This is a genomic window from Rhizobium sp. Root274 (assembly GCF_001429245.1).
In the GTDB taxonomy this organism is placed as follows: Bacteria; Pseudomonadota; Alphaproteobacteria; order Rhizobiales; family Rhizobiaceae; genus Allorhizobium.
Map to the genome: position 1 here is coordinate 61,422 of NZ_LMJE01000010.1, position 23,169 is coordinate 84,590.

A 23,169-nucleotide genomic window follows, 5' to 3' on the forward strand; every position below is an offset into this window, starting at 1 on the left:
TCAGCGGGTAAAGCTCTGAGCGTTCCCGGCATCCACATTGATGATGTTGCCGGTAGACTTGGCCGAGAGGTCGGAGGCGAGGAAGTATATCGCCTCCGCAATGTCTTCCGGGAAAACATTCAGCTTCAGCATCGAACGCTTGCGGTAATGCTCTTCGAGATCGTCCACTTCGATCTTCGAGGACGCCGCGCGTTGTTCGCGCCATTCGCCATTCCAGATTTTCGATCCGCGCAGGACCGCATCTGGATTGACGGTGTTGACCCGAATTCCTTCGTCCGCCCCTTCGAGCGCCAGGCAACGGGCGAGATGGATCTCGGCCGCCTTGGCAGTGCAATAGGCGGACGCATTCGGCGAGGATGCCAGTCCGTTCTTCGAGGCGACGAAGACGACGTTCCCGCCAAGCTTCTGCCGGCGGAACAGCCGGAAGGCTTCACGCGACACCAGAAAATAACCCGTGGCGAGAATGCTGATATTCTTGTCCCACATAGCAAGCGTCGTCTCTTCGACCGGAGCCGAGGACGCGATACCGGCATTCGACACCAGGATATCGACACCGCCGAACTCGACGCAGGCTTCCGAAAACGCCTTGATCACGGCATCCTCGCGCGTCACGTCGAGTTGGCATGAACGCACGACATCGCCGCCATGGCGCTTGCCGAAGTCTGTCGAAGTCTGCTCAAGAGCGCTCGCATCGATGTCCGCCAGCACCACGCATGCGCCTTCGGCGAGCAGCCGTTCCGCCGTCGCGCGACCAATTCCACCAGCACCGCCAGTGACGAAAGCCACGCGCCCGGCCAGGCTCTTCGGCTTCGGCATACGCTGCAGCTTGGCCTCTTCGAGCAGCCAGTATTCAATGTCGAAGGCTTCCTGCTCCGGCAGGCCCTGATACTCGGAAACCGTCGAGGCGCCCTTCATCACGTTGATTGCGTTGACGTAGAACTCACCGGCGATGCGGGCCGTCGCCTTGTCCTTGGCAAAGGACAGCATGCCGACGCCCGGCACCAGGAAAATCACCGGATTGGGATCGCGGATCTTGGGCGAGTTGTCGTGACGGCAAGCTTCGTAGTAGCGCGTGTAGTCAACGCGGTAGGCCTCGAGTGCGGCGTCGAGACCTGCCAGGACACCGTCCACATCCGGATTCGCCGGATCGAAGTCGACGATCAGCGGGCGGATCTTGGTCCGCAGGAAATGATCAGGGCACGACGTGCCGAGCGCACCGAGCGAACGCAGGTCCTTGGAATTGACGAATTCGAGTACCGCATCCTGGTCATCGAAATGCCCAAGCTTGCGTTCCGCCTTGCCGATGCGGCCGCGGATCTCCGGCATCAGCCGTGCCACGATCGCACGACGCTCGTCCGCTGGCAGGCTGTGGACCAAGGCACCGCCGAAAATGGTCTTGCCCGCCGTCTCCTTGGCAAACCAGGAAATCGCCTTGTTGATGATCTCGAGTGTCAGCAGATAGCAGTCCTTGGCATCATCGGCCCAGGTGAAAAGGCCGTGGCTTTCCAGCACGACGCCCTTGGCCGTGGGGTTTGCTTTGACGAAGGCCTCGAGATCCAGACCCAGCTGGAAGCCGGGGCGGCGCCAGGGCAGCCAGCCAATCTCCGAGCCGAAGATCGTTTGCGTCAGCTCCTTTGAGTTCTTCGAAGCCGCAATCGCAATGATCGCGTCCGGATGCATGTGATCGACATGCGTGAACGGCACGAACCCGTGCAAGGGCGTATCAATTGAGGCGGCACGCGGATTGAGGTTGAAGGTGCAATGCGGCAGAAAGCCGACCATGCGGTCCTCGTCATGCACACCCTTGTAGATGCCCTTCAGGGCATCCAGCTTGTACTGGTAAAGCGTGGCGAAACCGTCGAGCTTGATCGTGCCGACATCGCCGCCCGACCCTTTCACCCACAGCACCTTGATCTGCTCACCCGTGAGCGGATCGATTTCCATCACTTTGGCAGAGGTATTGCCGCCGCCGTAATTCGTGATGCGCTTGTCGGCACCCAGCAGGTTCGACCGGTAGAGTAGTTTGCCTGGCTCATCGAGCTTGGCCGCATAAGCATCGTCCCAACGGCTTTCGAGAAGGCTGGTTTGGCCCGACATGACATCCTCCCTGGTATTGACTCACGGTCCGCGCTCCGACGACCCGTCTCCTTGTTGTTGGCAGGTATCGCGCATGCCCTCGCCAATTGTCAATCAGTTTCGATCATATCTTTTCATGTTGCGGTGCAATATTATCTATTTTGATCGTTTGTGATTGACATCGTAAAAACATTGCGAATAAATCAGCCTCAGGGAGGAAGCCATGCACGAACGTGAACGCCATCGCATTATCTTGAGCGCGATCCAGGAAAAGCCTGTGGTCACAGTTCAGGATATTGCCGAATTGACGGAGGCTTCCGAGGCCACGATCCGGCGTGACATTGCATCGCTCCACGTCCAGGGAAAGCTGCGCCGAGTGCGCGGCGGCGCCGAGGCGGTGCACCCGCCACAGCTTGGCAACTTGGCTGCCCGCCCATTTCGCGTCTCCGAATCGGTCAACATCGACAAGAAACGCGCAATTGCGCGCGCCGCCGTCGAGATGTGCGCGGAAGGCGATTCCGTCATCATCAATGGCGGCACCACGACCTTCCAGATGGTGCATTTCATGTCGGCCCGCCGCCTGCAGGTCATGACGAATTCTTTCGCGATCGCCGAGCATCTGGTGAAACACTCGAAATGCACGGTGTCGATCCCCGGCGGCGCGATCTATCGCGACCAGAGCCTGATCCTCTCGCCCTTCGAGAACGACGCGATCCGCAACTTCTATGCACAGCGCATCTTCATCGGCGCGCAGGGCATCAACGCACTCGGCGTGATGGAATCGGATGCACTGGTGATCCAGAGCGAACAGAAGCTGGTGCGTCAGGCAGAAGAACTGATCGTGATGGTCGACTCCAGCAAGTTCGCCAAACGCTCCAGTCTGATCCTGTGCGCGCTCGACAAGGTCTCGACGATCATCACGGACGACGGAATTTCCGACGAGGCGGCCGCCATGGTCACCGACGCCGGCGTAAAGCTCATAACCGTGAAGCCACTGGCTTCATCGGCAAGGGAGGATACCTCGTCGGTCGCCTAGAGGAGGCGGCCGGGAGGGAGGGATACACAGTTCATCAACCTGGGAGGAAAACATGAAACTGACGAAAATCTTGCTGGCCGGCGCCGCTATCGCGCTCGCGACCATGGGCACTGCCGCACAGGCCGCCGACATGAAGATCGCGCTCGTGGTCAAGTCGCTCGGCATCGGCTTCTTCGAAGCCGCCAACAAGGGTGCGCAGGAAGCCGCCAAGGAACTCGGCGGCGTGGAAGTGATCTACACCGGCCCGACCTCGACCACGGCTGAAGGCCAGATCGAAGTCATCAACTCGCTGATCGCCCAGGGGGTCGACGCCATCGCGATCTCGGCGAATGATCCAGATGCAGTCGTCCCGGCCCTGAAGAAGGCTATGGACCGCGGCATCAAGGTCATCTCCTGGGATTCGGGCGTCGCCCCCGAAGGCCGCATCATGCATCTCAACCCCTCGTCCAACGCCCTGATCGGTAAGATGTGCCTGCAGCTTGCTGCGGACCACCTGCCTGACGGCAAGGGTGACTTCGCCATCCTGTCCGCCACCACCACCTCGACCAATCAGAACATTTGGATCGAGGAAATGAAGAAGCAACTGACGGACTTCCCCGGCCTGAACCTCGTCACGACAGTCTATGGTGACGACCTGGCCGACAAGAGCTACCGCGAAGCCAACGGCCTCCTGACCTCGCAGACCAACGTCAAGGTCATCGTCGCTCCGACCACCGTCGGCGTTCTCGCAGCTTCCCAGGCCGTCAAGGATGCCGGCAAGATCGGCGACGTCTACGTCACCGGCCTCGGCCTCCCCTCTGAAATGGCAGGCGCCATCCAGTCGGGTGCAACGAAGGAATTTGCCATCTGGAACCCGATCGACCTTGGTTACTCGGCAACCCAGATCGCCTATCGCCTCGTCAAGGGCGAAACGGATGCCGCACCCGGTTCGGAAATCGAAGCTGGCCGCATGGGCAAGATCAAGGTGGGTGACGGTGGCGAAGCTGCCATGGCCGACCCCTTCGTCTACGACAAGTCGAACATCGAAGAGTTCTCCAAGATCTTCTGATCCAGGACATCTCTCCCCCGGCGGCACGAGTCGCCGGGGACTTCATTTCATTTCGGTAAGCACATGATGACCGTTCAAGCCAGCACGCTCGCCGCGGGCGCAACTCCTGTCGGCACGCCTCTACTCGAGATGCGCGGCATCTCCCAGATCTTTCCGGGCGTGAAGGCGCTCGATCGTGTCGACATCGCCCTTTATCCGGGCAAGGTCACAGCGCTGATCGGCGAGAACGGTGCTGGCAAATCGACACTGGTGAAGATTCTGACCGGCATTTACCGCCCGAACGAGGGCGAAATCCTCATCGACGGTAAGCCCACGACCTTTGCCGATGCCCAGGATGCCATTGATGCCGGTGTGACGGCCATCCATCAGGAAACGGTCCTGTTCGACGAGTTGACCGTTGGCGAAAACATCTTCCTCGGCCATGCGCCGCGCACCCGTTTCGGCCTGATCGACTGGCGCCAAATCAACGAACGGTCCCGTGCGCTGATGAAGGCGCTGGAAAGCGACATGGACCCGACGACGAAGCTCAAGGACTTCTCGATCGCCCAGCGCCACCTCGTCGCCATCGCCCGCGCGCTCTCCGTCGATGCTCGCATCGTCATCATGGACGAACCGACGGCCGCCCTTTCCCGCAAGGAGATCGACGATCTTTTCCGCATTGTCGAAGGCCTGAAGCGCCAGGGCAAGGCGATCCTCTTCATCAGCCACAAGTTCGATGAACTCTATGAAATCGCCGATAACTACGCGGTCTTTCGCGATGGCCGCATGGTCGGCTCCGGCATCCTCAAGGACACGCCGCAGGATGAGATCGTCCGCCAGATGGTCGGCCGCGACGTGCATGACATCTTTCCCAAGACGGACGTTGCGATCGGCGGTTCGGTGCTCAAAGTCAGCGGCTACAGCCACGCGACAGAATTCCGTGACATTTCATTCGACCTTCGCAAGGGCGAAATCCTCGGCGTCTACGGCCTGATCGGCGCCGGCCGCTCCGAACTCTGCCAGTCTCTGTTCGGCATCACCCGCCCTGCCTCCGGCACCGTTCACCTCGAGGGCCGCGAGATCCGCATCGACACGCCGGCAGATGCAATCACGGCCGGCATCGTCTACGTGCCGGAAGAACGCGGTCGCCATGGTCTGGCGCTGGACCTGCCGATCTACCAGAACATGTCGCTGCCCTCGCTGGTACGTACATCCGTCTCCGGCTTCCTCAAAGCCGCCAACGAGTTGAAGCTCGCACGGCGTTATGCAGAGCGGCTCGACCTGCGCGCAGCAGCCCTCTCGGTTCCTGTCGGCACGCTCTCGGGCGGCAACCAGCAGAAGGTCGTCATTGGCAAGTGGCTGGCGACAGCCCCGAAGGTCATCATTCTCGATGAACCCACCAAGGGCATCGACATCGGCTCCAAGGCCGCCGTTCATGCCTTCATCTCCGAGCTCGCCTCCGAAGGCCTGTCGATCATCATGATCTCCTCCGAACTGCCCGAAATCCTCGGCATGTCCGACCGGGTCTTGGTCATGCGCGAGGGCCTGCAGGCGGGCATCTTTGATCGCAAAGACATGACCGCAGAACTGCTGGTCCGCGCCGCGACCGGCAATGCGTAAGGAATGACCATGCAGAACCTGCTCAAGAACCGCGAAATGCTGCTGGCCCTGATCATCGTCGGCATGATCCTCGCCTTCACCACGCGTGCGCCCAATTTGGCCTCGCCCGGCAATCTCGCGACCATCTTCAACGACACATCGATCCTGATCATCCTGGCGCTGGGCCAGATGGTAGTCATCCTGACCAAGTCGATCGATCTGTCCGTCGCCGCCAACCTCGCCTTCACCGGCATGGCGGTCGCCATGCTCGACAGCACCTATCCCGGCCTCCCGCTAGCCCTGCTCGTGGTGCTCGCCATCGGCATCGGCGCTTCGCTCGGTGCCATCAACGGTTTCCTCGTCTGGGCGCTGCGCATCCCGCCGATCGTTGTCACGCTCGGAACCCTCACAATCTATCGCGGCATGAGCTTTGTTCTGTCCGGTGGCGCCTGGGTCAATGCGCACCAGATGCAGCCGGATTTCCTCGGCGTGCCGCGCCTTCCCGTCCTCGGCCTGCCGATTCTCTCCTGGATCGCCATCGCCGTCGTCATCCTCGTCGGCTTCATCCTCGCCCGCACCCCCTTCGGGCGCTCAACCTATGCGGCTGGCGGCAATCCGGTCGCCGCCGTGTATGCCGGCATCGATGTCGGTCGCGCCCGCTTTCTCGCCTTCGTCCTGTCAGGCGCGCTCGCCGGCCTCTCCGGTTACCTCTGGGTTTCGCGCTATGCCGTTGCCTATGTCGATATCGCCTCGGGCTTCGAACTCGATAGCGTCGCGGCCTGCGTCATCGGCGGCATCTCGATCGCGGGCGGCATAGGCACCGTCATTGGCACGGTTCTGGGAGCGCTCTTCCTCGGCGTCATTAAAAACGCGCTACCGGTCATCGGCATTTCGCCCTTCGCCCAGATGGCCATCTCCGGCATCGTCATCGTGCTCGCCGTCGTCTTCAACGCCCGCGCCGAGCGCAAGAAGGGCCGCATCATCCTGCGTGATCGCGCAGCCAAGACGGAGGTGACGGCATGAGCACGTTATCCAAGCAGACACACGAAACCCGCGTCATTCCCGAGCGCCTTGAAACACCCTTTCGTCGGCTGCTCGGCAGCTGGGAAGTCCTGCTCTTTGGCGTGGCGGTCGCCATCTTCATCGCCAATTCGCTGGCCTCGCCTTACTTCCTCAACGCCTGGAACCTGTCGGACGCTACCTTCAACTTCACCGAAAAGGCCCTGATCGCCTTTGCCATGGCACTGCTGATCATTGCCGGTGAAATAGACCTGTCCGTCGCCGCCATCATCGCGCTCGCCTCGACCGCCATGGGTTATGCCGTGCAGCTGGGTGTGGGCACGCCGGGCTTGGTCGCGATCGGCATCACCGTGGGCCTCGCCTGCGGTGCCTTCAACGGCCTGCTTGTCGCTGGCCTGAAATTGCCCTCCATCGTGGTTACCATTGGCACGATGAGCCTCTTCCGCGGCATTTCCTACATTGTGCTGGGCGACCAGGCCTTCGGCAAATACCCGGCAGATTTCTCGTATTTTGGCCAGGGTTACGTCGTCTGGGTCTTCTCTTTCGAATTCGTCCTCTTCCTCGTCATGGCTGTCGTCTTCGGCATCCTTCTCCACCGGACCAATTTCGGCCGCCATGTCTATGTGATCGGCACCAATCCGCTGGCCGCGCGCTTCTCCGGCATTCCGGTCGAACGGGTGAAGTTCATCCTCTTCCTGCTGACCGGCCTGATGAGTGGGATCGCTGCAGTCTGCCTGACATCGCGCCTCGGCTCCACCCGTCCGTCGATTGCGCAGGGCTTCGAGCTTGAAGTCGTCACCATGGTCGTGCTCGGCGGCGTCTCGATCCTCGGCGGATCGGGCACCATTGCCGGCGTCGTCATCGCCGCCTTCGTCATGGGCCTCGTCACCTTCGGCCTTGGCCTGCTCAATGTGCCCGGCATTGTGATGTCGATCTTCATCGGCCTGCTGCTGATCGTCACCATCGCTTTGCCGATCGTCGCCCGCCGCCTTCGCCAGGCCAGGAGTTCCGCATGAGCACCGAACGCTACGCCTTCAAGATGAAGCTCAATCCCGGCATGGAAGCCGAGTATCGCAAGCGCCATGACGAGATCTGGCCCGAGCTTGTCACGCTCCTCCATGAGGCGGGCATCAGCGATTATTCCATCCATCTCGACCCGGAAACCAACATCCTCTTCGGCGTCCTGTCGAGACCGGCAGATCACAAGATGGCCGACCTGCCACACCATCCGGTCATGAAACGTTGGTGGGCACACATGGCCGACATCATGCAATCCAATCCGGACAATTCGCCCGTCGCCGTCGATCTGGTTCCGGTCTTCCATCTCCCATGAAGACGCAACCCCTTCGACGCATCGCCGTCATTGATATAGGCAAGACGAACGCCAAGGTCGTTCTGGTGGATGCCCTCTCCGGGCGCGAGATCGCCGTGCGCAAATGCACCAACACCGTCCTGCCGGGTCCTCCTTATCCCCATTTCGACATCGAGAGCCTCTGGGCCTTTATCATCGACACCTTGAAGGAGTTTGCAGGCAATCCCGGCTTCGACGCCTTGTCGATTACCACCCACGGCGCCTCGGGCGTGCTGTTGAACAAGCGTGGGGAGCTTGCCCTGCCTGTGCTCGATTATGAGTATCTCTATCCGCAGGAAGTTCAGGCCTCCTATGAAGCACTTCGCCCGGATTTTGCTGAAACGTCGTCTCCCTTGCTATCGGGCGGCTTGAACTGGGGCGCGCAGCTGCATTTCCAGAAAGAGCTGTTCCCTGAAGCCTTCGCCAGTGTCGCCACGATCCTCACCTATCCGCAGTACTGGTCCTATCGCCTGACGGGTGTGGCCGCAAACGAAGCGACTTCGCTCGGCTGCCATACCGATCTGTGGCTGCCCTTTGAAGGCACCTATTCGCCGCTTGTCGACCGGCTCGGCATCCGCACGCTGATGGCGCCCATCCGCTCTGCCTTCGATGCGCTCGGTGTGATCCGCCCCGAGATCTCGGCGGAACTGGGCCTCTCCGGAGCCGTGCCCGTCTATTGCGGCATTCACGATTCCAACGCCTCGCTGCTACCGCATCTGATCGGCTTCGGCACGCCCTGCACGGTGGTCTCCACCGGAACCTGGGTGATCAGCTTCGCCGTCGGCGCGAAGCCAGCACATCTGGATGCAGCACGTGACACGCTCGTCAATGTCGACGCAAACGGCAATCCCGTTCCCTCCGCCCGTTTCATGGGAGGACGCGAATGGGATTTGCTGACGCATGACCTCCCACCGACCACCGAGGACGAAGAGAGGGCGGCCCTGCGTTCAGTGCTTGATAAAGAGCTGATGATGCTGCCGAGCGTCGTCAAAGGCACGGGACCTTATCCTGGTCACACCGCACGCTGGACGAAAGAGCCGGCATCGCCCGCTGAACATCGTGTGGCCGCCAGCCTCTACGAAGCGCTGATGACACTGACTTGCCTGGATCTCATCGCCTCCGCTGGGCCGATCGTCGTGGAGGGTCCCTTCGCTGGCAATCCGGTTTATCTCGCGGCACTCCATACGCTGGCTGAGCGCGCCGTACACGCCTCTGAGGCCTCCACCGGAACCGCAATAGGCGCCGCCCTGCTCACGGGCATCCGCTTGGAGGTGCCCATGCACGAGGTCAGGGACACCATCGACGGCCTGCAGGCTTATGCCGAAACCTGGCGATGCCTGACACACACAGCGTGAAAAGCCCAAAGTTCAGCGCAATCCGGCCGCCCTGCCACAAACGTGAACGGGCCGCGTTTCCGGACATGGAACAAAATCGCACCCTTCCCTGTTGCGCCCCAAGTTATGGGAACAATTCGGAGCGGACATGCCGGGCGCGACATGGCGATACACAACTGACCTAGGCAAAAGCCGGCCGGCATATGCCTTGAGACGCAGCATTCCGCCCCGTCTGCGGCTGAGCGAAGTCCTGTCGAGATCGCGGCGGGTCAAGTGATGGATCTCAACATCTATTGCGGTCCTCCGCCCCTGCCGGACAACCTGATGCTCCAGTGGAATTTCGACCCCGTTCTTCTGAGTGTGCTGGCAGCCGGCTTTTTCATCCTCCTGATGACGAGCGAGACATCAAGAGAGCGCAATGCTGCAATTGCGGCGCTCGTGGTGGCCCTAATCGCATTCGTGTCCCCACTCTGTGCGCTGGCCTCGGCGCTGTTCTCCGTCCGGGTGCTGCATCATATCCTGCTGGTCGCGGTCATGGCGCCGCTCATCATTCTGGCTTTGCCTCGAAGAAGGCGCGGATCAACGTTGCTCCCAGCGCAACTGTCCTTTCTGGCGCATACGGGATTGATGTGGCTGTGGCATGCCCCGGGCCCGTATCTCTTTGCGCTCGGCTCACCCGCTGCCTACTGGCTGATGGAACTGTCGCTGATTGGCTCAGCCGTCTGGCTCTGGAGCGACATACTCGCGCCGGGTAGGACCGTTGGTGCAGCCCTTGCCCTGCTGCTCGGAACGACGCTGCAAATGGGCATGCTCGGCGCATTATTAACGTTCGCGCGCGATCCACTTTTCGTCGCACATCTGGAGACGACACAGCCCTATGGCATGCTGCCGCTTGCGGACCAGCAGCTCTCCGGCCTCCTGATGTGGGTTCCCGCCGCCCTTCCCTATCTGCTCGTCGCTCTGCTCGTGCTCTCCCGCCTGTTCACACCGAAAGACACTGAGAGGCGGGCGGTGCGTTCATGATTGTCATTCTGAAATTCCTGCACATCGCCGCCATTTCCATCTGGACCGCCGGACTGATCAGCCTGCCGAGCCTCTACGTCCAGCGGGCGCACGTGACGAGCGACGAATCCCTCTACCGCATGCAGCGCATGGTCCGCTTCGCCTATGTCGCAATCATCTCGCCTGCCGCCTTCATTGCAGTGTCGAGTGGTGTTGCTCTCAGTTTTCTGCGAGAGGTCTTCGCCCCATGGTTTTCGTGGAAGCTCGCCTTCGTCGCCTTGCTTGCGATGTTTCACGTCTTTTCCGGCCTGGTCATCATCCGACTGTTCCGGGAAGGCGAGATCTATCCACCCTGGCGATTCGTGATGGCGACCGCCAGCTGCTGCGCCGTTGTCACGGCCATTCTTTTCCTCGTGCTCGCCAAGGAAGCACCGGATTTCACCCTTCCGCGGGTTCTCAGTGAACCTGGCGGCCTGAAGCGCTTGCTGGATCCGATCAATCCTTGGGCGACACCATGAGGCCGATACCGTGATCGAAGATCAGCTTTCCACCATGCCAGCCGGCCACGCCCGTGAGGATGCCTGCCAGCACCGACAGCAGCAGGCCGTGTGGCAAGACTGCCGAGGGTTCCAGCAAGCGGATTCCCCAGTTTGCACCCGCGACGGAAATCAGAGTGACAGCGGCAATCGCATGCGCCCAGCTGGCGACACGCGCGCGGATGCCGGGCACGAGGATGAGCTCCGCAGTCCCGACAATACCCGCTGCGATACCGGCAACGAAAGCGGTTCCAGAGGTCCAAAGACCGACACGCAGCCAGAAGGGATCCGCCGACCACCAGTAGAAGACGTCCACAGCAAGCGTGCCGAAGACAAGGGCAATCGGAAAATGCACGCTCATTGCGTGAAGGGGATGACCGGCAACCGCAATCGCCGAGCTCGTGTCCTTCTGCTCAAGCTTCTCGATGACAGGATTCTGGCTGCTGCTCGTCTCTGCTTCGCTCATGGAACATCTCCGTTTGACACGAGAAAGCGCGATGGCGGTCGATGGTTCCCTCGCAGCGCTTTCGGTCTTTGTCTGCCACTAACCTTGGCTGGCTGTTCAGGAGATCTCTCGGCGCTCGATCCAGCCGGGCCTTACGCCGGCGCGATTGCCAATCTCTGGTGGGTCATGCTGGGAGGCGCGGCCCTGATCTTTGCGTTGGTTATGACCCTTTTCCTGCTCGTGATCTATCGCCCCGGCTTCGGCAGCAGCCTGTCTCAGAAACGCTGGATGGTCCTCGGGGGGCTGGCCCTGCCCATTCCCGTGCTCCTAGCTCTGATGGCCTACGGCATGGCGAAAGGGGAATTCCTGCTCGGCGCCTGGCAGAACGAGCCGGTCGGTGCACGCATCGAGGCACGTGGCAGCATGTGGCACTGGGACTTCCGCTATCCGGACATGGCCACAGCACCAGACAGCAGTGGCACCTTGCATATTCCGGCCGGTGTCGTGGTCGAACTGAGCGTTACCAGCACGGATGTGATCCACAGTTTCTGGATCCCGCGTCTAGCCGGCAAGATCGACGCGATACCGGGTCACACGACGCGGTTGCGGATCAAGGCTGACACTCCCGGGCGCTATGGCGGGATATGCGCCGAATACTGCGGTACCGGCCACACCAGCATGCGTTTCACCGTCGAGGCTCACCCCCAGGAAAGCTATCGGCAGCGCCTTACAGAGTTGACCATGACGACGGCAGAGGCAGAAGAATGAGCGAGACACGCTACGAAACCCGCGCCGCTGCTGCCAGCTCGCCGATCCAGCTGCATCACCAGCTTGATGCCGTCTGGGAGTCAGGATCAGGCCTGAAGCGCTTCTCCGCCGTCAACCACAACGTTATTGGCAGACGCTTCATGGTGACCGCGCTCGTCTTCTTCGCCATCGGCGGCGTCCTCGCCATGCTGATCCGCACGCAGCTTGCCTCCAGCAACAGCGCCTTCCTCGACGCCGAGCAATACGCCCAGGTTTTCACGATGCACGGCGTGATCATGATGTTCCTCTTCGCCATACCCTTCTTCGAAGGCCTGGCGATCTACCTTCTCCCCAAGATGCTCGGGGCCCGCGATCTCGCCTTCCCGCGCATGTCTGCCTACGGATACTGGTGTTACCTGTTCGGCGGCTCTTTTCTGATCGCCGCCCTCGTCTTCGGCATCGCGCCCGACGGCGGCTGGTTCATGTATACGCCCCTCTCGTCCAAGCCCTATTCGCCCGGCATCAATGCCGACGTCTGGCTTCTCGGCATCACCTTCGTCGAGATATCGGCCCTATCGGCTGCGATCGAGTTGATGGTAACGATCCTCAGGCTGAGGGCACCCGGCATGTCGCTCACGCGCATGCCGATCTTTGCCTGGTACATGCTCGTTGTCGCGGCGATGATGTTGATCGGCTTTCCGCCCCTGATCCTCGGCTCGATCCTGCTCGAAGTGGAACGCGCATTCGATCTGCCGTTCTTCGACCCGACGCGGGGCGGCGATCCGCTGCTTTGGCAGCACCTGTTCTGGCTCTTCGGCCACCCAGAGGTCTACATCATCTTCCTGCCGGCGGCAGGCGCGCTTTCCACCATCATCCCGGTCCTTAGCCGGCGCACGCTGGAAGGCTACAACCTGATCGTGGCCGCCATCGTCGCCATGGCCTTCCTCTCCTTCGGCCTCTGGGTCCACCACATGTACACCGTCGGCATACCCCATGTGGCGCTCTCCTTCTTCTCCGCCGCAAGCGCTCTGGTCGCGATCCCGACCGGCATCCAGATCTTCGCATGGCTGGCAACCTTGGCGCATGGGAGGCCTCGGCTCTCGATCCCCATGCTGCATGTCTTTGGCTTCTTCTTCGTCTTCGTGCTCGGCGGCCTGACCGGGGTCATGCTCGCCATGGTCCCCTTCGACTGGCAAGCGCATGACAGCCACTTCGTCGTCGCCCATCTGCACTATGTTCTGGTGGGTGGCTTCGTCTTCCCGATGATGGCGGCCGCCTACTACTGGCTTCCTCACATCACCGGCCGCCAGCCGGTCCAGCATTTGTCGAAGCCCGCATTCTGGCTGGTCTTTATCGGTTTCAACACGACCTTCTTCGCCATGCACCTGACAGGTCTGAGAGGCATGCCGCGCCGGGTCTTCGAATACCCTCAGGAATCGGGATGGGAGGTCCTGAACTTCGTGTCCTCAATGGGCAGCTTCGTCATGACGATTGGCTTTGCGCTGGTCGCCCTCGATCTCATCCTGCTGATCCGCTTCGGTCGCCCCTACCGTCGCGATCCCTGGCAGGCCGGAACATTAGAATGGGCAACGCCCACTCCGCCTCCGTCCTACACGTTCGGATCGTTGCCACGCATCGAGCAGCGCGCGGACGGGTTGGAACCGCAGACACTGGGACCGCACCTTGCCGCCGGACGCGGCTATCTCGGCTTCATGCGCAACGGCTGGATGGAAACCCTCGCCGTCGACATGGTGACGGGTGAGGTCGATCACGTCGTGGTCCTGCCACGTCCAACCTATCTCCCGTTCTGGACTGCAGTGGCGACGGCTCTCTTCTTTGCCAGCCTGCTTGCCAAACTCTACTGGCTGACGCCCATTGCGGTCGTGTTCGTTGTCGGGCTCTTTTTCCGATGGACACCCTCCACCGGACTGAAACAGGATATCCCGCAGCTCGACGTCGGCCTGGGATCGAGCGCGCCACATCACCAGCAGGCAGCGCAGCCGCCATCCTGGTGGGGCGTCGTCTTTGCGCTCGCAGCCAATGCGACGCTCTACACCTCCCTGCTCTTCGGCACTTTCTTCCTCTGGCTTTCCGCCCCCAACTGGCCGCCACCGGACATGGATTTCACCTTCACCGGTCGATCCGCGTTTGCGGCCGCCGGCCTGCTGGTAACAGCGGTCGGCGCGCGTATCGCGACCGGTCAGGCGGGCGGCACCCCGCTCGGCCTAGCCTTCACTCTAGGAGGATATCTGATGGCGTTGGCTGCAATGGCCACGATCCTGTTGGCTATTCCTGCACCGCAGGCGCATGCCGCATCCGCCTCGGCCTTTGCCGTCGCAGTCTATGTTGGGTTGCATGTCATAATCGGTGGGCTCTTGGCCGGCTATGGCCTGTGGCGCTGGTATGCGGGATACATATCGGAAAGCCGATCACTCGATCTGCGCATTGGCAGGCTCTGGCATGACTATACGGCTATAGCCGGACTGATCGGTCTGGCCTTCCCGTTTGCTCTACAGAGCCTGAGCCAAGTGGGAGGCAACGGATGAAACTTCATCCCTTCGCCGGCCTGCTGGCCGGCTTCGTCCTCTGGTCCGTAGCCTTCCTGCTGCTCTATGGCGTCCAGGCAACGGGTTGCAAGCTCGGCTGGCATGAAACGCCGCTCGGGCCGACCTCGCTGCTTCGAGGCATGTTATCCGCTATGGTTTTGACCACCTTAGTGCTGTTCCACCTCATGGAAAGGCACTGGCTAAAGCCAGTCGCGGGCGCGACTGAGGATGAAAGGCGGCGTCTCCTGCATATCTCACGGCTCGCCAACCTTGCCGCTGCGGCAGCCACGCTGGCCACTTTCGCGGGCATATTCTGGCTAACTCTATGCTGAGCGACCAGACCGTCAGCCAAGGGTGCGACTGCCTCAAAGAGCAACAATCAGAACAGCGAGAAAGGCAATCGATGCGCTCGTGGTTGCAATCGCCATGCACCGGCCGCTGGCATCCGTTGGACGGAGATAACGGGGAGTGCTGCTCTTCTTCACGGTCGGTCGCGACATGCTTTCTCCAGTCCGGAGCAGGTGAAGGTCCACGCAGCTCCATCACCTCCCAGTCTGGCCATATTGCGCGGCGGGTCAATATTCCTAAGTAAATCTATATGCTAAAGATACGACCGACGAGAAAACATTCGACCACCGCAGACGCTTTTGGCAAAACAATGCCGAGCAGCAGCTGCGAAGGGTATCGGAAATGGCGCCCCTGCCCTCGCATTTCCCCCTCCGACGTGACAAGACGAGGCACTGACCCACGGCGCGCGGGAGGCCCGCCGAGGAGCTTGAGCTTTGCTCGATACATGAGAATAAGCCGGCCACGCAGCTGCGATCCGAGGATCGCACAGGCGCATGACCGGCAGACTGTTTGGGAGACATCATGACCAGCACCCCTTCCACGACAAAAACGGTATCTGTGTTCGGCGCCTTTACCGGTCCTGCCGTCATGCTTCTCGGCATGCTGCTCTTTGCGCTCAATGACGCCATGGGCAAGTGGCTGGTGGCAAGCTACGGTCTTGGGCAGGTGATCCTGATCCGCAGCGTTGCCGCACTCCTCGTTCTCGCGCCGTTTCTCTGGATGGCAGGACCGAAACCGATCGTGGAAGCGGAGCGCCCCTGGCTTCAGGTCGCGCGCGTCGTTCTTTCCACCCTCGAGCTTTTCTGCTTCTACTATGCGGTCATGTATCTGCCGCTCGCGGACGTCATGACTTACTGGCTCGCTGCCCCCATCTATGTCGCTGCGGCAGCCCCTTTCCTGCTGGGGGAAAAGGTCGGGTGGCGTCGCTGGACAGCCATTGGAGTCGGCTTTGTGGGCGTTATCATCACGCTCGAGCCGTCGAGCGCCATGTTCACGGCACCGGCGCTGATCTCCATCATCGGCACCGCCGCCTTTGCCTTCATGATGCTGTCCGGAAGGAGCCTCCGCGCCACACCCGACAAGACGCTGGTCCTGTTCCAGACTGGCGGCGCCGCCTTGGCCGGCCTGGTCTTCGCCCCGCTCGACTGGACGCCGCTCACCTCGATCACCGAGATCCTGCTGCTGGGCCTGCTAGGCATCGTCGCAATGACCGCGCACATCCTGGTCAATCGAGCACTCAAGATATCGGACGCAGCGACCGTCGCGCCGCTGCAATACACCTTGCTCCTCTGGGCCGTCGTCTTCGGTTGGTGGTTCTTCGGTGAGGTCCCACGGCTCACCATGGTCGTCGGAGCGGCCCTGATCGTCGGCTCCGGACTCTTCATCTTCTTCCGCGAGCAGCAGTTGAAAAAGCGTGATCAGGTTCTTCCGGCCGTACCCGAATAGCTAGGACTAGAATACCGAAGCCCGCAACGGTTTCCCGCTGCGGGCTTCGTCTGGTGCAGCCGCCAAACTGCGACCAGGGAGGTTACTTCCGGATTTCGGCGAGTTCAGCCACGATGGAATCAACGACGTCGGCGCCGATTTCGGCCTTGTGCTTCTCGTAGACCACCATCGACTTTTCGCGGATGCGCTTCTGCTCTTCGGGCGAGAGCGTGTTGACCTCAAGGCCGGCCGCCTTGATCTTCTCCAGCGACTTCTTGTTGAGGTCGGCGATCACGCTGCGCTCGACATCGCGGCCGACGCTGGCGCATTCGCGCAGGGCCGCCTGCTCTTCCGGCGCATAGGTGTCGAAGATGGCCTTGGAGAAGAGGAACAGGAACGGCGTGTAGGCGTGGTTCGTCTCGGTCACATACTTCTGGACCTCGAAGAACTTCGAGGTGTCGATCGTCACATAGGGGTTTTCCTGCGCGTCGATCGTCTTGGTTTCCAGCGCCGAGAAGACCTCACCGAAAGCCATCGGGGTGGCGTTGGCGCCGAGGTTCTGGAAGGTGTCGAGGAAGATGTTGTTCTGCATGACGCGAACCTTCATCCCCTCGAAGTCTTCCCACTTGGTGACCGGCCGAACCGAGTTGGACAGGTTGCGGAAACCGTTTTCCCAATAGCCGAGATTGACGAGACCGACGGCGGCGAGCTTTTCGCTCATCATGTCGCCGAACTTGCCGTCGAGAACCTTGTAGGCTTCCTGGGCATTCGAGAAGAGGAACGGCAGGTCGAAGACGCCGAGTGCAGGCTCGATGCCGACCAGCGGTGAGGACGAGGTGACGACGGCTTCCTGCACGCCCGAACGGAGCGCCTGGGTCGCCTGGAGGTCGCCACCGAGTGCACCGCCCCAGAAGGCCTGCAGCTTCAGCTTGCCGCCCGACTTTTCGTCAAGGCACTTCTGCATGGCTTCGATGCCATTGCCAACGGGATGGTCGGCATTGATGCCATTCGAGACACGGATCGTGCGTTCGGTGAATTCCGCGAATGCCGGTGCGGCACCTGCGGCACAGAAGGCGAGTGCGGTTGTGGTCAGTAGAAGCTTTCTCATTGTATTTCCTCCCTTGGATAAAACGAGACGGTTGAAAAGACTTGTGTCATCGGAGCCATTGCGCCGGGACGATGACGATGTCCGGAAAGACGACCAGCAACATCAGGATCAGAACCTGGGCGAGCAGGAAGGGCGTGATACCGGTCACGACCTTGCCCAAAGGAACCCGGCCCACACCGCTGACGACATTGAGCACGACGCCGACTGGCGGCGTGATCAACCCGATGCAGCAGTTCATGATGAACATCACGCCGAAGTAGACCGGATCGATACCCGCCTGCTTGATGATCGGCATCAGCACCGGGGTAAGGATCAGAATGGTCGGCGTGAGGTCCAGAGCCGTGCCGACTACGAGAACCAGCAGCATGATGACGAACATCAACAGCATGGGACGATCGATGAGCGGCTCGATGTAACGGGTGATCTCTCCCGGAATATTGGCGGCGGTGATCAGCCAGGCCGAGACGAGCGCGGCGCAAACCAGGAACATGATGATGGACGTCGTCTTGGCAGCTTGCAGGACCACGCCGGGCAGATCCCGAGGCTTGAGTTCGCGGTAGATGACCATGCCGACGAACATGGCATAGGCAGCCGCAATGACTGCCGCTTCCGTCGGCGTGACGATACCAGCCTTGATGCCGCCAAGGATAATCACCGGCATGCCCAGCGCCCAAGCCGCACGACCGGTAGCACTGAGGCGCTCCTTGGCAGGCGCCTTGGGCAGGGGTTGAATATTGTCCTTCCGAACCACGATCTGCCAGGCGATCACCAGCCCCAGACCCATCAGAATGCCAGGCACGATGCCGGCCATGAACAGCTGCGTAATCGACACGTTCGCAGCCACACCGAAGACGATAAAGGCCATGGATGGCGGAATGACAGGTGCGATAATGCCGCCCGAAGCGATCAAACCTGCAGAGCGCGGCACGTTGTAGCCGGCTTTCGCCATCATCGGGATGAGGATCGCGGCAAGTGCCGCCGTATCGGCTGCAGCCGAGCCGGAGATCGACGCCATGATCACGGCCGCCATGATCGCCACGATGCCCAGGCCGCCGCGAATATGCCCGACGCAGGCAATGGCAAATTCAATGATACGACGTGACAGACCGCCGGAATTCATCAACTCGCCAGCCAGCACGAAGAACGGAATGGCCAGAAGCGTGAAGGTATCCGCGCCGGCAATCATGTTCTGGGCGATGATCTGACTGTTGAACATCCCCATGTACCACATGAGGGTGACGCCGCAGAACATCAGGGCAAAGGCGACCGGAACGCCGATAGCCATGACACCAAGGAGCGAAACAATAAAGACGACGAGGGTCATCAGGCGCGCTCCACCAGCTTCTCGATACCCATATGCTCACCAGCAAACATCGCGACTTCTTCATCGGTGACGCGACCGGTGAGCAGGCGGAACAACCGTTCCAACGCAATCAGGCTGCAGCCGGCGCCTGTGAAGAAGCCGATGCCGTAGACCCAGCCCATGGAGAGACCCGTAACCGGCGCACTCATGCTGGCATTGATCGGCAGCTGCTTCCATGTGCCCCAGAAGAACAGCGCGGAGACGCCGAGGATGACGAGATTGGACAGGATCATGCAAACGATCCGTCCGCGCCGTCCAAGCAAGGCAACGAGGGATTCAACGCCGAGATGGCCATATTCTCGGAAGCCTACAACTGCACCGATAAAGGTCAGCCAGACGAAGAAGTAGCGCGCCATTTCGTCCGAGACCGTGAGGCCGGAGTTAAAGGCATAGCGAAGGACGACGTTGACGAACACCATGATCGCCATGCCGCCAAGCAGCACGATGAGCAGGAATTCGAGAAAACGGTAGAAGAGATCGACAATCTTGGTCATCAGAACCTCACGCCTGGTCGAGGAGGCCACGGCGGGCCAGATTGGCAAACAGGGCGCGGGTTCCGAAGGTCCATTCGGGACAAGCATCCGTGCGATCGACCCAGTTCACCAGGCGCCCCAGTTTCGGTGTGGAGATTTCGACCCGATCGCCCACCTCATGGGTGAAGCCGAGCCCGGCACCTCGGCGATCCTTGACGGGGGCAAACATCGTGCCGAGGAACAGGACAGCCCCATCGGGATACTGGTGATTACGGTTGCGCAACTGCGCGACAAGGTTTTCCGGCGAGCGGCTGATCGCTTCCATGGGGCTTTCGCCCGTCATCTCGAAACCGTCCTTGCCCCGCACGACAAGCGCGACTCGGACCTTGCGCAGCACGTCGATCGTGAAGCTCTCATCGAAAAGGCGGATGAACGGACCGATGGCACAAGAAGCATTGTTGTCCTTCGCTTTCCCCAGAAGCAGCGCGGAACGTCCTTCGACATCGCGCAGGTTGACGTCGTTGCCGAGCGTCGCCCCCAGAATCCTGCCGTCGGAACGTACGGCCAGAACAATCTCCGGTTCCGGATTGTTCCATTGCGAAATGGGGTGGATACCGACGGTGTCACCACAGGCGACGGACGCCATTGGCTGCGCCTTGGTAAATATCTCCGCTTCAGGGCCGATCCCGACCTCCAGATACTGCGACCAGAGCCCCATCTCCTGCAGCAGCCCCTTCACCTTCGCCGCCTGCTCGGAGCCTGCGACGACACCGCGCAGGCTGTCGCCGAGAACCGGCGCAAGTTGGCCGCGAATGGCCTGAGCACGACCGGAATCGCCTTTGGCCTGTTCCTCGATGACCCGCTCCAGCATGCTGTCGGCAAAGGTGACACCGGCGGCCTTGACCGCCTGCAGATCGATGGGGGCCAGCAGACGGCCTGCTTTTCCCGACAGAAAGTCATCGAGCGAGCCCAGATCGGGAAGATCCGAAGCCTGCGCCAGACGCTTGGCGATGTCGTCGATTTCCAGAAGCCCGGATGAGGTTGCCGAAATGCCTGCCAGATCCAGCACGCGACCGGCGCGCACCAGAACCGGGCAGGGCCCAGCAGCTGCATCGGACCACACGCGACCTACGAGGATCGCGTCTGAGGCGTCCTTGGGAAGAATATCAACGGATCTCAGATTGCGCTCTACCGCCAAGACGGACCTCCTCCTCGTCCTTTGGCGAGACGACACCCCTGTCGCCTTGCCGTATTGTCAGGATGTCTGACAACTCCTCACAGATATTAATAGGGAGCGAATTCGCCCCTGTCTACCCCCGCACCGTTTCATCCCCACGTGCGGGTGGCTCGCGATGCGATACGGGTCAGAATTGCTCCAGGCTCAGTTCGATGCGGCTCGCTGCGCCATGCATGTGCAGCCGCATCGCCTCGCGCGCATCGGTCGGATTGCGGCTGGCGATCGCATCGCGCAGCCTTGTATGCTCTGCAATCGTCGCCTCAACGATTTCTTCCAGAACGGCACGAGACCGGGCCGCATTGATCGCAAGGCTGATGCGCTCGGCAATGAAGCCGATGAACATCGAAAAATACTCATTGTGGGTGGCATCCGCGACCGCCCGGTGAAAGGCAAGATCCGCATCTATGCCCTGATCCGACCACTTCTCCGCCCCCGTCATGCGGTCCAGTGCCGCATCGATGCGAGCAAGATCCGCCGGTGTATGATGAACCGCGGCAAGACCCGCCGCCTCGATTTCAAGAGGCACGCGCAGCTGGAACATGGCGCGAAAGCTGTGCGGATCGAACAACTCTCCATCCTTGATCCGGATGGGACGCAAGGAACGCTCCAAGACAAAGGCGCCGACCCCCTGCCGGGTTTCGACAAGCCCCTCGTTGCGCAATTGCGCGATGGCTTCACGAATAACCGAGCGGCTGACCCCAAGGGTTTTTGCAAGCACATGCTCGGTCGGCAGCTTGTCGCCCGGCGCTAGACGTCCCTCATTGATCTCGGCGGCAAACTGCGCTGCGATCCGCGTCGGCAGATGATCGCTTCGCTTGATCTGCCCGAGGTTGAATTGACCTATATCGATCGCCATGCCCGACTGCTCTCCGTACCACCCCGCCGGTTGTTCACGAATCTTTTGCGAAATTCAATTGGCAACCGGGATTCATGATGATCTGCGGATCAATAGCGTGCTTGATCGCATGCAGCAGATGCGCCTGTGTCTCCGGCAGACCGGAGATGAAATCCGGCTTCTTCAATCGGCCAATCCCGTGTTCGGCGCTGATCGAGCCTCCGAAACCGAGCAGAACCGCATTGATCAGTCCCTTCGCCTGATAGATTAAATGGTCCGTCTTCTCCCGCGTTAGCCCCGCTGGCGGCAGCACATTGAGATGCACATTCCCATCTCCGACATGGCCGTATGATACGCAGAGACAGTCCGGTAACGCCGCCATCACGGCGGCTTCCGCCTGCTGCACGAAATCGGCAAGCTTCGACAAGGGCACTGACACGTCGGTTCGCAGATGCGGGCCGCGCTTGGCCTGCCCCTCGTTCATGCCCTCGCGGAATGCCCAGAGATTGCGCGCCTGCGCCCGCGATCCCGCCACCACGCCGTCAAGAACCAGACCTTCCTCCATTACCCCTTGCAGGAAACGTTGCATCAGATCTTCGATATCCACGAGCCCCGACCCGGAAATCTCCATCAGCACATAGGCCGGGTAATCACCTGGCATCGGCATCGCCAGATCCGGCATTGCCTCGCGGGCAAGCGTGAAGGCGACTGGCGGCATGAACTCGAATGCCGACATCAGGTCGCAACAGTCGCGTCGCGCCCGGCGGTAGAGCGCAATTGCGTCGGACAATGCGTTCAGCCCGAGCAGCGCCGTGGCCACCTGCTCGGCCGGCGGCATGAGCTTCAACGAAACGGCCGTGATGATCCCGAGCGTGCCTTCGGCGCCGATGAACAATTGCTTGAGGTCGATGCCGCGATTGTCCTTGCGAAGCGTCGACAGCCCATCAAAGACCGAGCCATCCGGCAACACCACTTCCAGGCCGAGCACCAACTCGCGTGTCATGCCATAGCGCAAGACATTGATGCCGCCGGCATTGGTCGAAACATTGCCGCCGATCCGGCAAGATCCCTGCGCTCCCAACGCGAGCGGGAAATAGAGCCCAGCCGCCTCCACCTTGTCCTTGAACTCTGAAAGAACAATCCCCGCCTCCACCACGGCAGAGAAGTCATCCACGTCGAGACGCCGGATAGCGGTCATGCGTTCAAGGCTGATCACCACCTGACCTGCCGGATCATCCGGCGTCGCTCCAAGGACGAGGCCCGTATTGCCACCTTGCGGCACGATGGAAAGCCCGAGCGCACCAATTGCCTTGACGGCCGCAGAAACATCAGCCGTGCTTCTCGGCCGGATGACGGCGACAGCACCGGTCGTGATGTCACCATGCCAGTCGCGGCAATAGCGCTCGGTTTCTGGTCCGGACAATACGAGGTCATCGCCGAGTCGGGCCCTCAGCGCCGCTATCCGCGCATCCGCCAACCCTCCACCGGCTCCACTCACATCCCCACGCTCCATCTCATTCCTCCTGCGGACTGCCTCTCTCGATGCGCCAGCGTCAAATATTCGGTTTTCAAGCGTCAAATATAAGGTTATCAGACAACCTTACAAATGCTTTTTTCGGTAGGAGCGCTTGTGCCCGCCGTACGCTCGGCGGATGAATGGA

At 60.9% G+C, this 23,169-nt stretch carries 21 protein-coding genes; 13 read left to right on the top strand and 8 right to left on the bottom strand.

Annotation, left to right across the window (positions count from 1 at the left end):
* The gene (locus ASE36_RS20060; protein WP_062284092.1) at nt 1–2,097 is read right to left on the bottom strand and encodes a bifunctional rhamnulose-1-phosphate aldolase/short-chain dehydrogenase; all 2,097 of its coding nucleotides are present in this window, start codon (nt 2,095–2,097) and stop codon (nt 1–3) included.
* A 202-nt stretch (nt 2,098–2,299) separates the two neighbouring features.
* Here ASE36_RS20060 and ASE36_RS20065 point away from each other — a divergent pair, with 202 nt between their 5' ends.
* From ASE36_RS20065 to ASE36_RS20105, 9 genes are all read left to right on the top strand, one after another.
* Nucleotides 2,300–3,112 (top strand): DeoR/GlpR family DNA-binding transcription regulator, encoded by an 813-nt coding sequence (locus ASE36_RS20065; protein WP_062284096.1) that lies wholly within the window; start codon nt 2,300–2,302, stop codon nt 3,110–3,112.
* Nucleotides 3,113–3,164: 52 nt separating this feature from the next.
* Entirely contained in the window at nt 3,165–4,160 is a 996-nt protein-coding gene (rhaS, locus tag ASE36_RS20070; protein WP_062284099.1) for a rhamnose ABC transporter substrate-binding protein, read from the top strand.
* A gap of 63 nt (nt 4,161–4,223) precedes the next feature.
* Nucleotides 4,224–5,759 carry a sugar ABC transporter ATP-binding protein gene (locus ASE36_RS20075; RefSeq protein ID WP_062284103.1) on the top strand — a complete coding sequence of 512 codons (1,536 nt, stop codon included), beginning with the start codon at nt 4,224–4,226 and terminating at the stop codon, nt 5,757–5,759.
* Between the two features lie 9 nt (nt 5,760–5,768).
* Complete coding sequence (locus ASE36_RS20080) at nt 5,769–6,761, top strand: ABC transporter permease (RefSeq protein WP_062284106.1); 993 nt, start codon at nt 5,769–5,771, stop codon at nt 6,759–6,761.
* On the top strand, nt 6,758–7,774 hold the full coding sequence (locus tag ASE36_RS20085; protein ID WP_062284109.1) for an ABC transporter permease: 1,017 nt from the start codon (nt 6,758–6,760) through the stop codon (nt 7,772–7,774). The genes ASE36_RS20080 and ASE36_RS20085 overlap by 4 nt, the downstream gene beginning before the upstream one ends.
* Nucleotides 7,771–8,091 (top strand): L-rhamnose mutarotase, encoded by a 321-nt coding sequence (gene rhaM, locus ASE36_RS20090; RefSeq protein ID WP_062284113.1) that lies wholly within the window; start codon nt 7,771–7,773, stop codon nt 8,089–8,091. The genes ASE36_RS20085 and rhaM overlap by 4 nt, the downstream gene beginning before the upstream one ends.
* Nucleotides 8,088–9,464 carry an FGGY-family carbohydrate kinase gene (locus ASE36_RS20095; RefSeq protein ID WP_062284117.1) on the top strand — a complete coding sequence of 459 codons (1,377 nt, stop codon included), beginning with the start codon at nt 8,088–8,090 and terminating at the stop codon, nt 9,462–9,464. The genes rhaM and ASE36_RS20095 overlap by 4 nt, the downstream gene beginning before the upstream one ends.
* 255 nt (nt 9,465–9,719) lie before the next feature.
* Nucleotides 9,720–10,466 (top strand): cytochrome c oxidase assembly protein, encoded by a 747-nt coding sequence (locus ASE36_RS20100; protein ID WP_062284121.1) that lies wholly within the window; start codon nt 9,720–9,722, stop codon nt 10,464–10,466.
* Entirely contained in the window at nt 10,463–10,963 is a 501-nt protein-coding gene (locus ASE36_RS20105) for a CopD family protein (protein ID WP_062284126.1), read from the top strand. The genes ASE36_RS20100 and ASE36_RS20105 overlap by 4 nt, the downstream gene beginning before the upstream one ends.
* Here ASE36_RS20105 and ASE36_RS20110 read toward each other — a convergent pair.
* Nucleotides 10,941–11,447: a DUF2231 domain-containing protein gene (locus ASE36_RS20110; protein ID WP_062284129.1), complete on the bottom strand. Its 507-nt coding sequence runs from the start codon at nt 11,445–11,447 to the stop codon at nt 10,941–10,943. The two genes, ASE36_RS20105 and ASE36_RS20110, sit on opposite strands and share 23 nt — an antisense overlap.
* 84 nt (nt 11,448–11,531) lie before the next feature.
* On the opposite strand from ASE36_RS20110, the gene coxB reads away from it, so the two are divergent.
* The 4 genes from coxB (at nt 11,532) to ASE36_RS20130 (ending at nt 16,513) form a co-directional block, all read left to right on the top strand.
* Nucleotides 11,532–12,194, top strand: a complete 663-nt coding sequence (gene coxB / locus ASE36_RS20115; protein ID WP_244474810.1) for a cytochrome c oxidase subunit II — start codon at nt 11,532–11,534, stop codon at nt 12,192–12,194.
* Nucleotides 12,191–14,719 (top strand): cytochrome c oxidase subunit I, encoded by a 2,529-nt coding sequence (gene ctaD, locus ASE36_RS20120; protein WP_062284132.1) that lies wholly within the window; start codon nt 12,191–12,193, stop codon nt 14,717–14,719. The genes coxB and ctaD overlap by 4 nt, the downstream gene beginning before the upstream one ends.
* Nucleotides 14,716–15,051 carry a hypothetical protein gene (locus tag ASE36_RS20125; protein ID WP_062284136.1) on the top strand — a complete coding sequence of 112 codons (336 nt, stop codon included), beginning with the start codon at nt 14,716–14,718 and terminating at the stop codon, nt 15,049–15,051. Before ctaD ends, ASE36_RS20125 begins: the two co-directional genes overlap by 4 nt.
* Nucleotides 15,052–15,589: 538 nt before the next feature.
* The gene (locus ASE36_RS20130) at nt 15,590–16,513 is read left to right on the top strand and encodes a DMT family transporter (protein ID WP_200945195.1); all 924 of its coding nucleotides are present in this window, start codon (nt 15,590–15,592) and stop codon (nt 16,511–16,513) included.
* A gap of 82 nt (nt 16,514–16,595) precedes the next feature.
* On the opposite strand, the gene ASE36_RS20135 is transcribed toward ASE36_RS20130, so the two are convergent.
* From ASE36_RS20135 to ASE36_RS20160, 6 genes are all read right to left on the bottom strand, one after another.
* The gene (locus ASE36_RS20135) at nt 16,596–17,600 is read right to left on the bottom strand and encodes a TRAP transporter substrate-binding protein (RefSeq protein ID WP_062284140.1); all 1,005 of its coding nucleotides are present in this window, start codon (nt 17,598–17,600) and stop codon (nt 16,596–16,598) included.
* Between the two features lie 46 nt (nt 17,601–17,646).
* Nucleotides 17,647–18,924: a TRAP transporter large permease gene (locus ASE36_RS20140; protein ID WP_062284144.1), complete on the bottom strand. Its 1,278-nt coding sequence runs from the start codon at nt 18,922–18,924 to the stop codon at nt 17,647–17,649.
* On the bottom strand, nt 18,924–19,457 hold the full coding sequence (locus tag ASE36_RS20145; protein WP_062284148.1) for a TRAP transporter small permease: 534 nt from the start codon (nt 19,455–19,457) through the stop codon (nt 18,924–18,926). The genes ASE36_RS20140 and ASE36_RS20145 overlap by 1 nt, the downstream gene beginning before the upstream one ends.
* A 7-nt stretch (nt 19,458–19,464) precedes the next feature.
* Complete coding sequence (locus tag ASE36_RS20150; RefSeq protein WP_062284151.1) at nt 19,465–20,634, bottom strand: fumarylacetoacetate hydrolase family protein; 1,170 nt, start codon at nt 20,632–20,634, stop codon at nt 19,465–19,467.
* Between the two features lie 166 nt (nt 20,635–20,800).
* Complete coding sequence (locus tag ASE36_RS20155; protein WP_162244233.1) at nt 20,801–21,517, bottom strand: FadR/GntR family transcriptional regulator; 717 nt, start codon at nt 21,515–21,517, stop codon at nt 20,801–20,803.
* Nucleotides 21,518–21,563: 46 nt separating this feature from the next.
* A complete protein-coding gene (locus ASE36_RS20160; RefSeq protein WP_062284157.1) occupies nt 21,564–23,021 on the bottom strand; it encodes an FAD-binding oxidoreductase in 1,458 nt (485 codons plus the stop codon).
* Between the last annotated feature and the right edge of the window lie 148 nt (nt 23,022–23,169).

Bases quoted from the DNA above. Each gene is read 5' to 3' on its own strand.
- ASE36_RS20060 (WP_062284092.1), bottom strand. From the start codon at position 2,097: ATGTCGGGCCAAACCAGCCTTCTCGAAAGCCGTTGGGACGATGCTTAT.
- rhaM (WP_062284113.1), top strand. From the start codon at position 7,771: ATGAGCACCGAACGCTACGCCTTCAAGATGAAGCTCAATCCCGGCATG.
- ASE36_RS20110 (WP_062284129.1), bottom strand. From the start codon at position 11,447: ATGAGCGAAGCAGAGACGAGCAGCAGCCAGAATCCTGTCATCGAGAAG.
- ASE36_RS20130 (WP_200945195.1), top strand. From the start codon at position 15,590: ATGACCAGCACCCCTTCCACGACAAAAACGGTATCTGTGTTCGGCGCC.
- ASE36_RS20085 (WP_062284109.1), top strand. From the start codon at position 6,758: ATGAGCACGTTATCCAAGCAGACACACGAAACCCGCGTCATTCCCGAG.
- ASE36_RS20095 (WP_062284117.1), top strand. From the start codon at position 8,088: ATGAAGACGCAACCCCTTCGACGCATCGCCGTCATTGATATAGGCAAG.
- ASE36_RS20105 (WP_062284126.1), top strand. From the start codon at position 10,463: ATGATTGTCATTCTGAAATTCCTGCACATCGCCGCCATTTCCATCTGG.
- ASE36_RS20080 (WP_062284106.1), top strand. From the start codon at position 5,769: ATGCAGAACCTGCTCAAGAACCGCGAAATGCTGCTGGCCCTGATCATC.
- ASE36_RS20075 (WP_062284103.1), top strand. From the start codon at position 4,224: ATGATGACCGTTCAAGCCAGCACGCTCGCCGCGGGCGCAACTCCTGTC.
- rhaS (WP_062284099.1), top strand. From the start codon at position 3,165: ATGAAACTGACGAAAATCTTGCTGGCCGGCGCCGCTATCGCGCTCGCG.
- ctaD (WP_062284132.1), top strand. From the start codon at position 12,191: ATGAGCGAGACACGCTACGAAACCCGCGCCGCTGCTGCCAGCTCGCCG.
- ASE36_RS20135 (WP_062284140.1), bottom strand. From the start codon at position 17,600: ATGAGAAAGCTTCTACTGACCACAACCGCACTCGCCTTCTGTGCCGCA.
- ASE36_RS20140 (WP_062284144.1), bottom strand. From the start codon at position 18,924: ATGACCCTCGTCGTCTTTATTGTTTCGCTCCTTGGTGTCATGGCTATC.
- ASE36_RS20160 (WP_062284157.1), bottom strand. From the start codon at position 23,021: ATGGAGCGTGGGGATGTGAGTGGAGCCGGTGGAGGGTTGGCGGATGCG.
- ASE36_RS20065 (WP_062284096.1), top strand. From the start codon at position 2,300: ATGCACGAACGTGAACGCCATCGCATTATCTTGAGCGCGATCCAGGAA.
- ASE36_RS20125 (WP_062284136.1), top strand. From the start codon at position 14,716: ATGAAACTTCATCCCTTCGCCGGCCTGCTGGCCGGCTTCGTCCTCTGG.
- ASE36_RS20145 (WP_062284148.1), bottom strand. From the start codon at position 19,457: ATGACCAAGATTGTCGATCTCTTCTACCGTTTTCTCGAATTCCTGCTC.
- ASE36_RS20100 (WP_062284121.1), top strand. From the start codon at position 9,720: ATGGATCTCAACATCTATTGCGGTCCTCCGCCCCTGCCGGACAACCTG.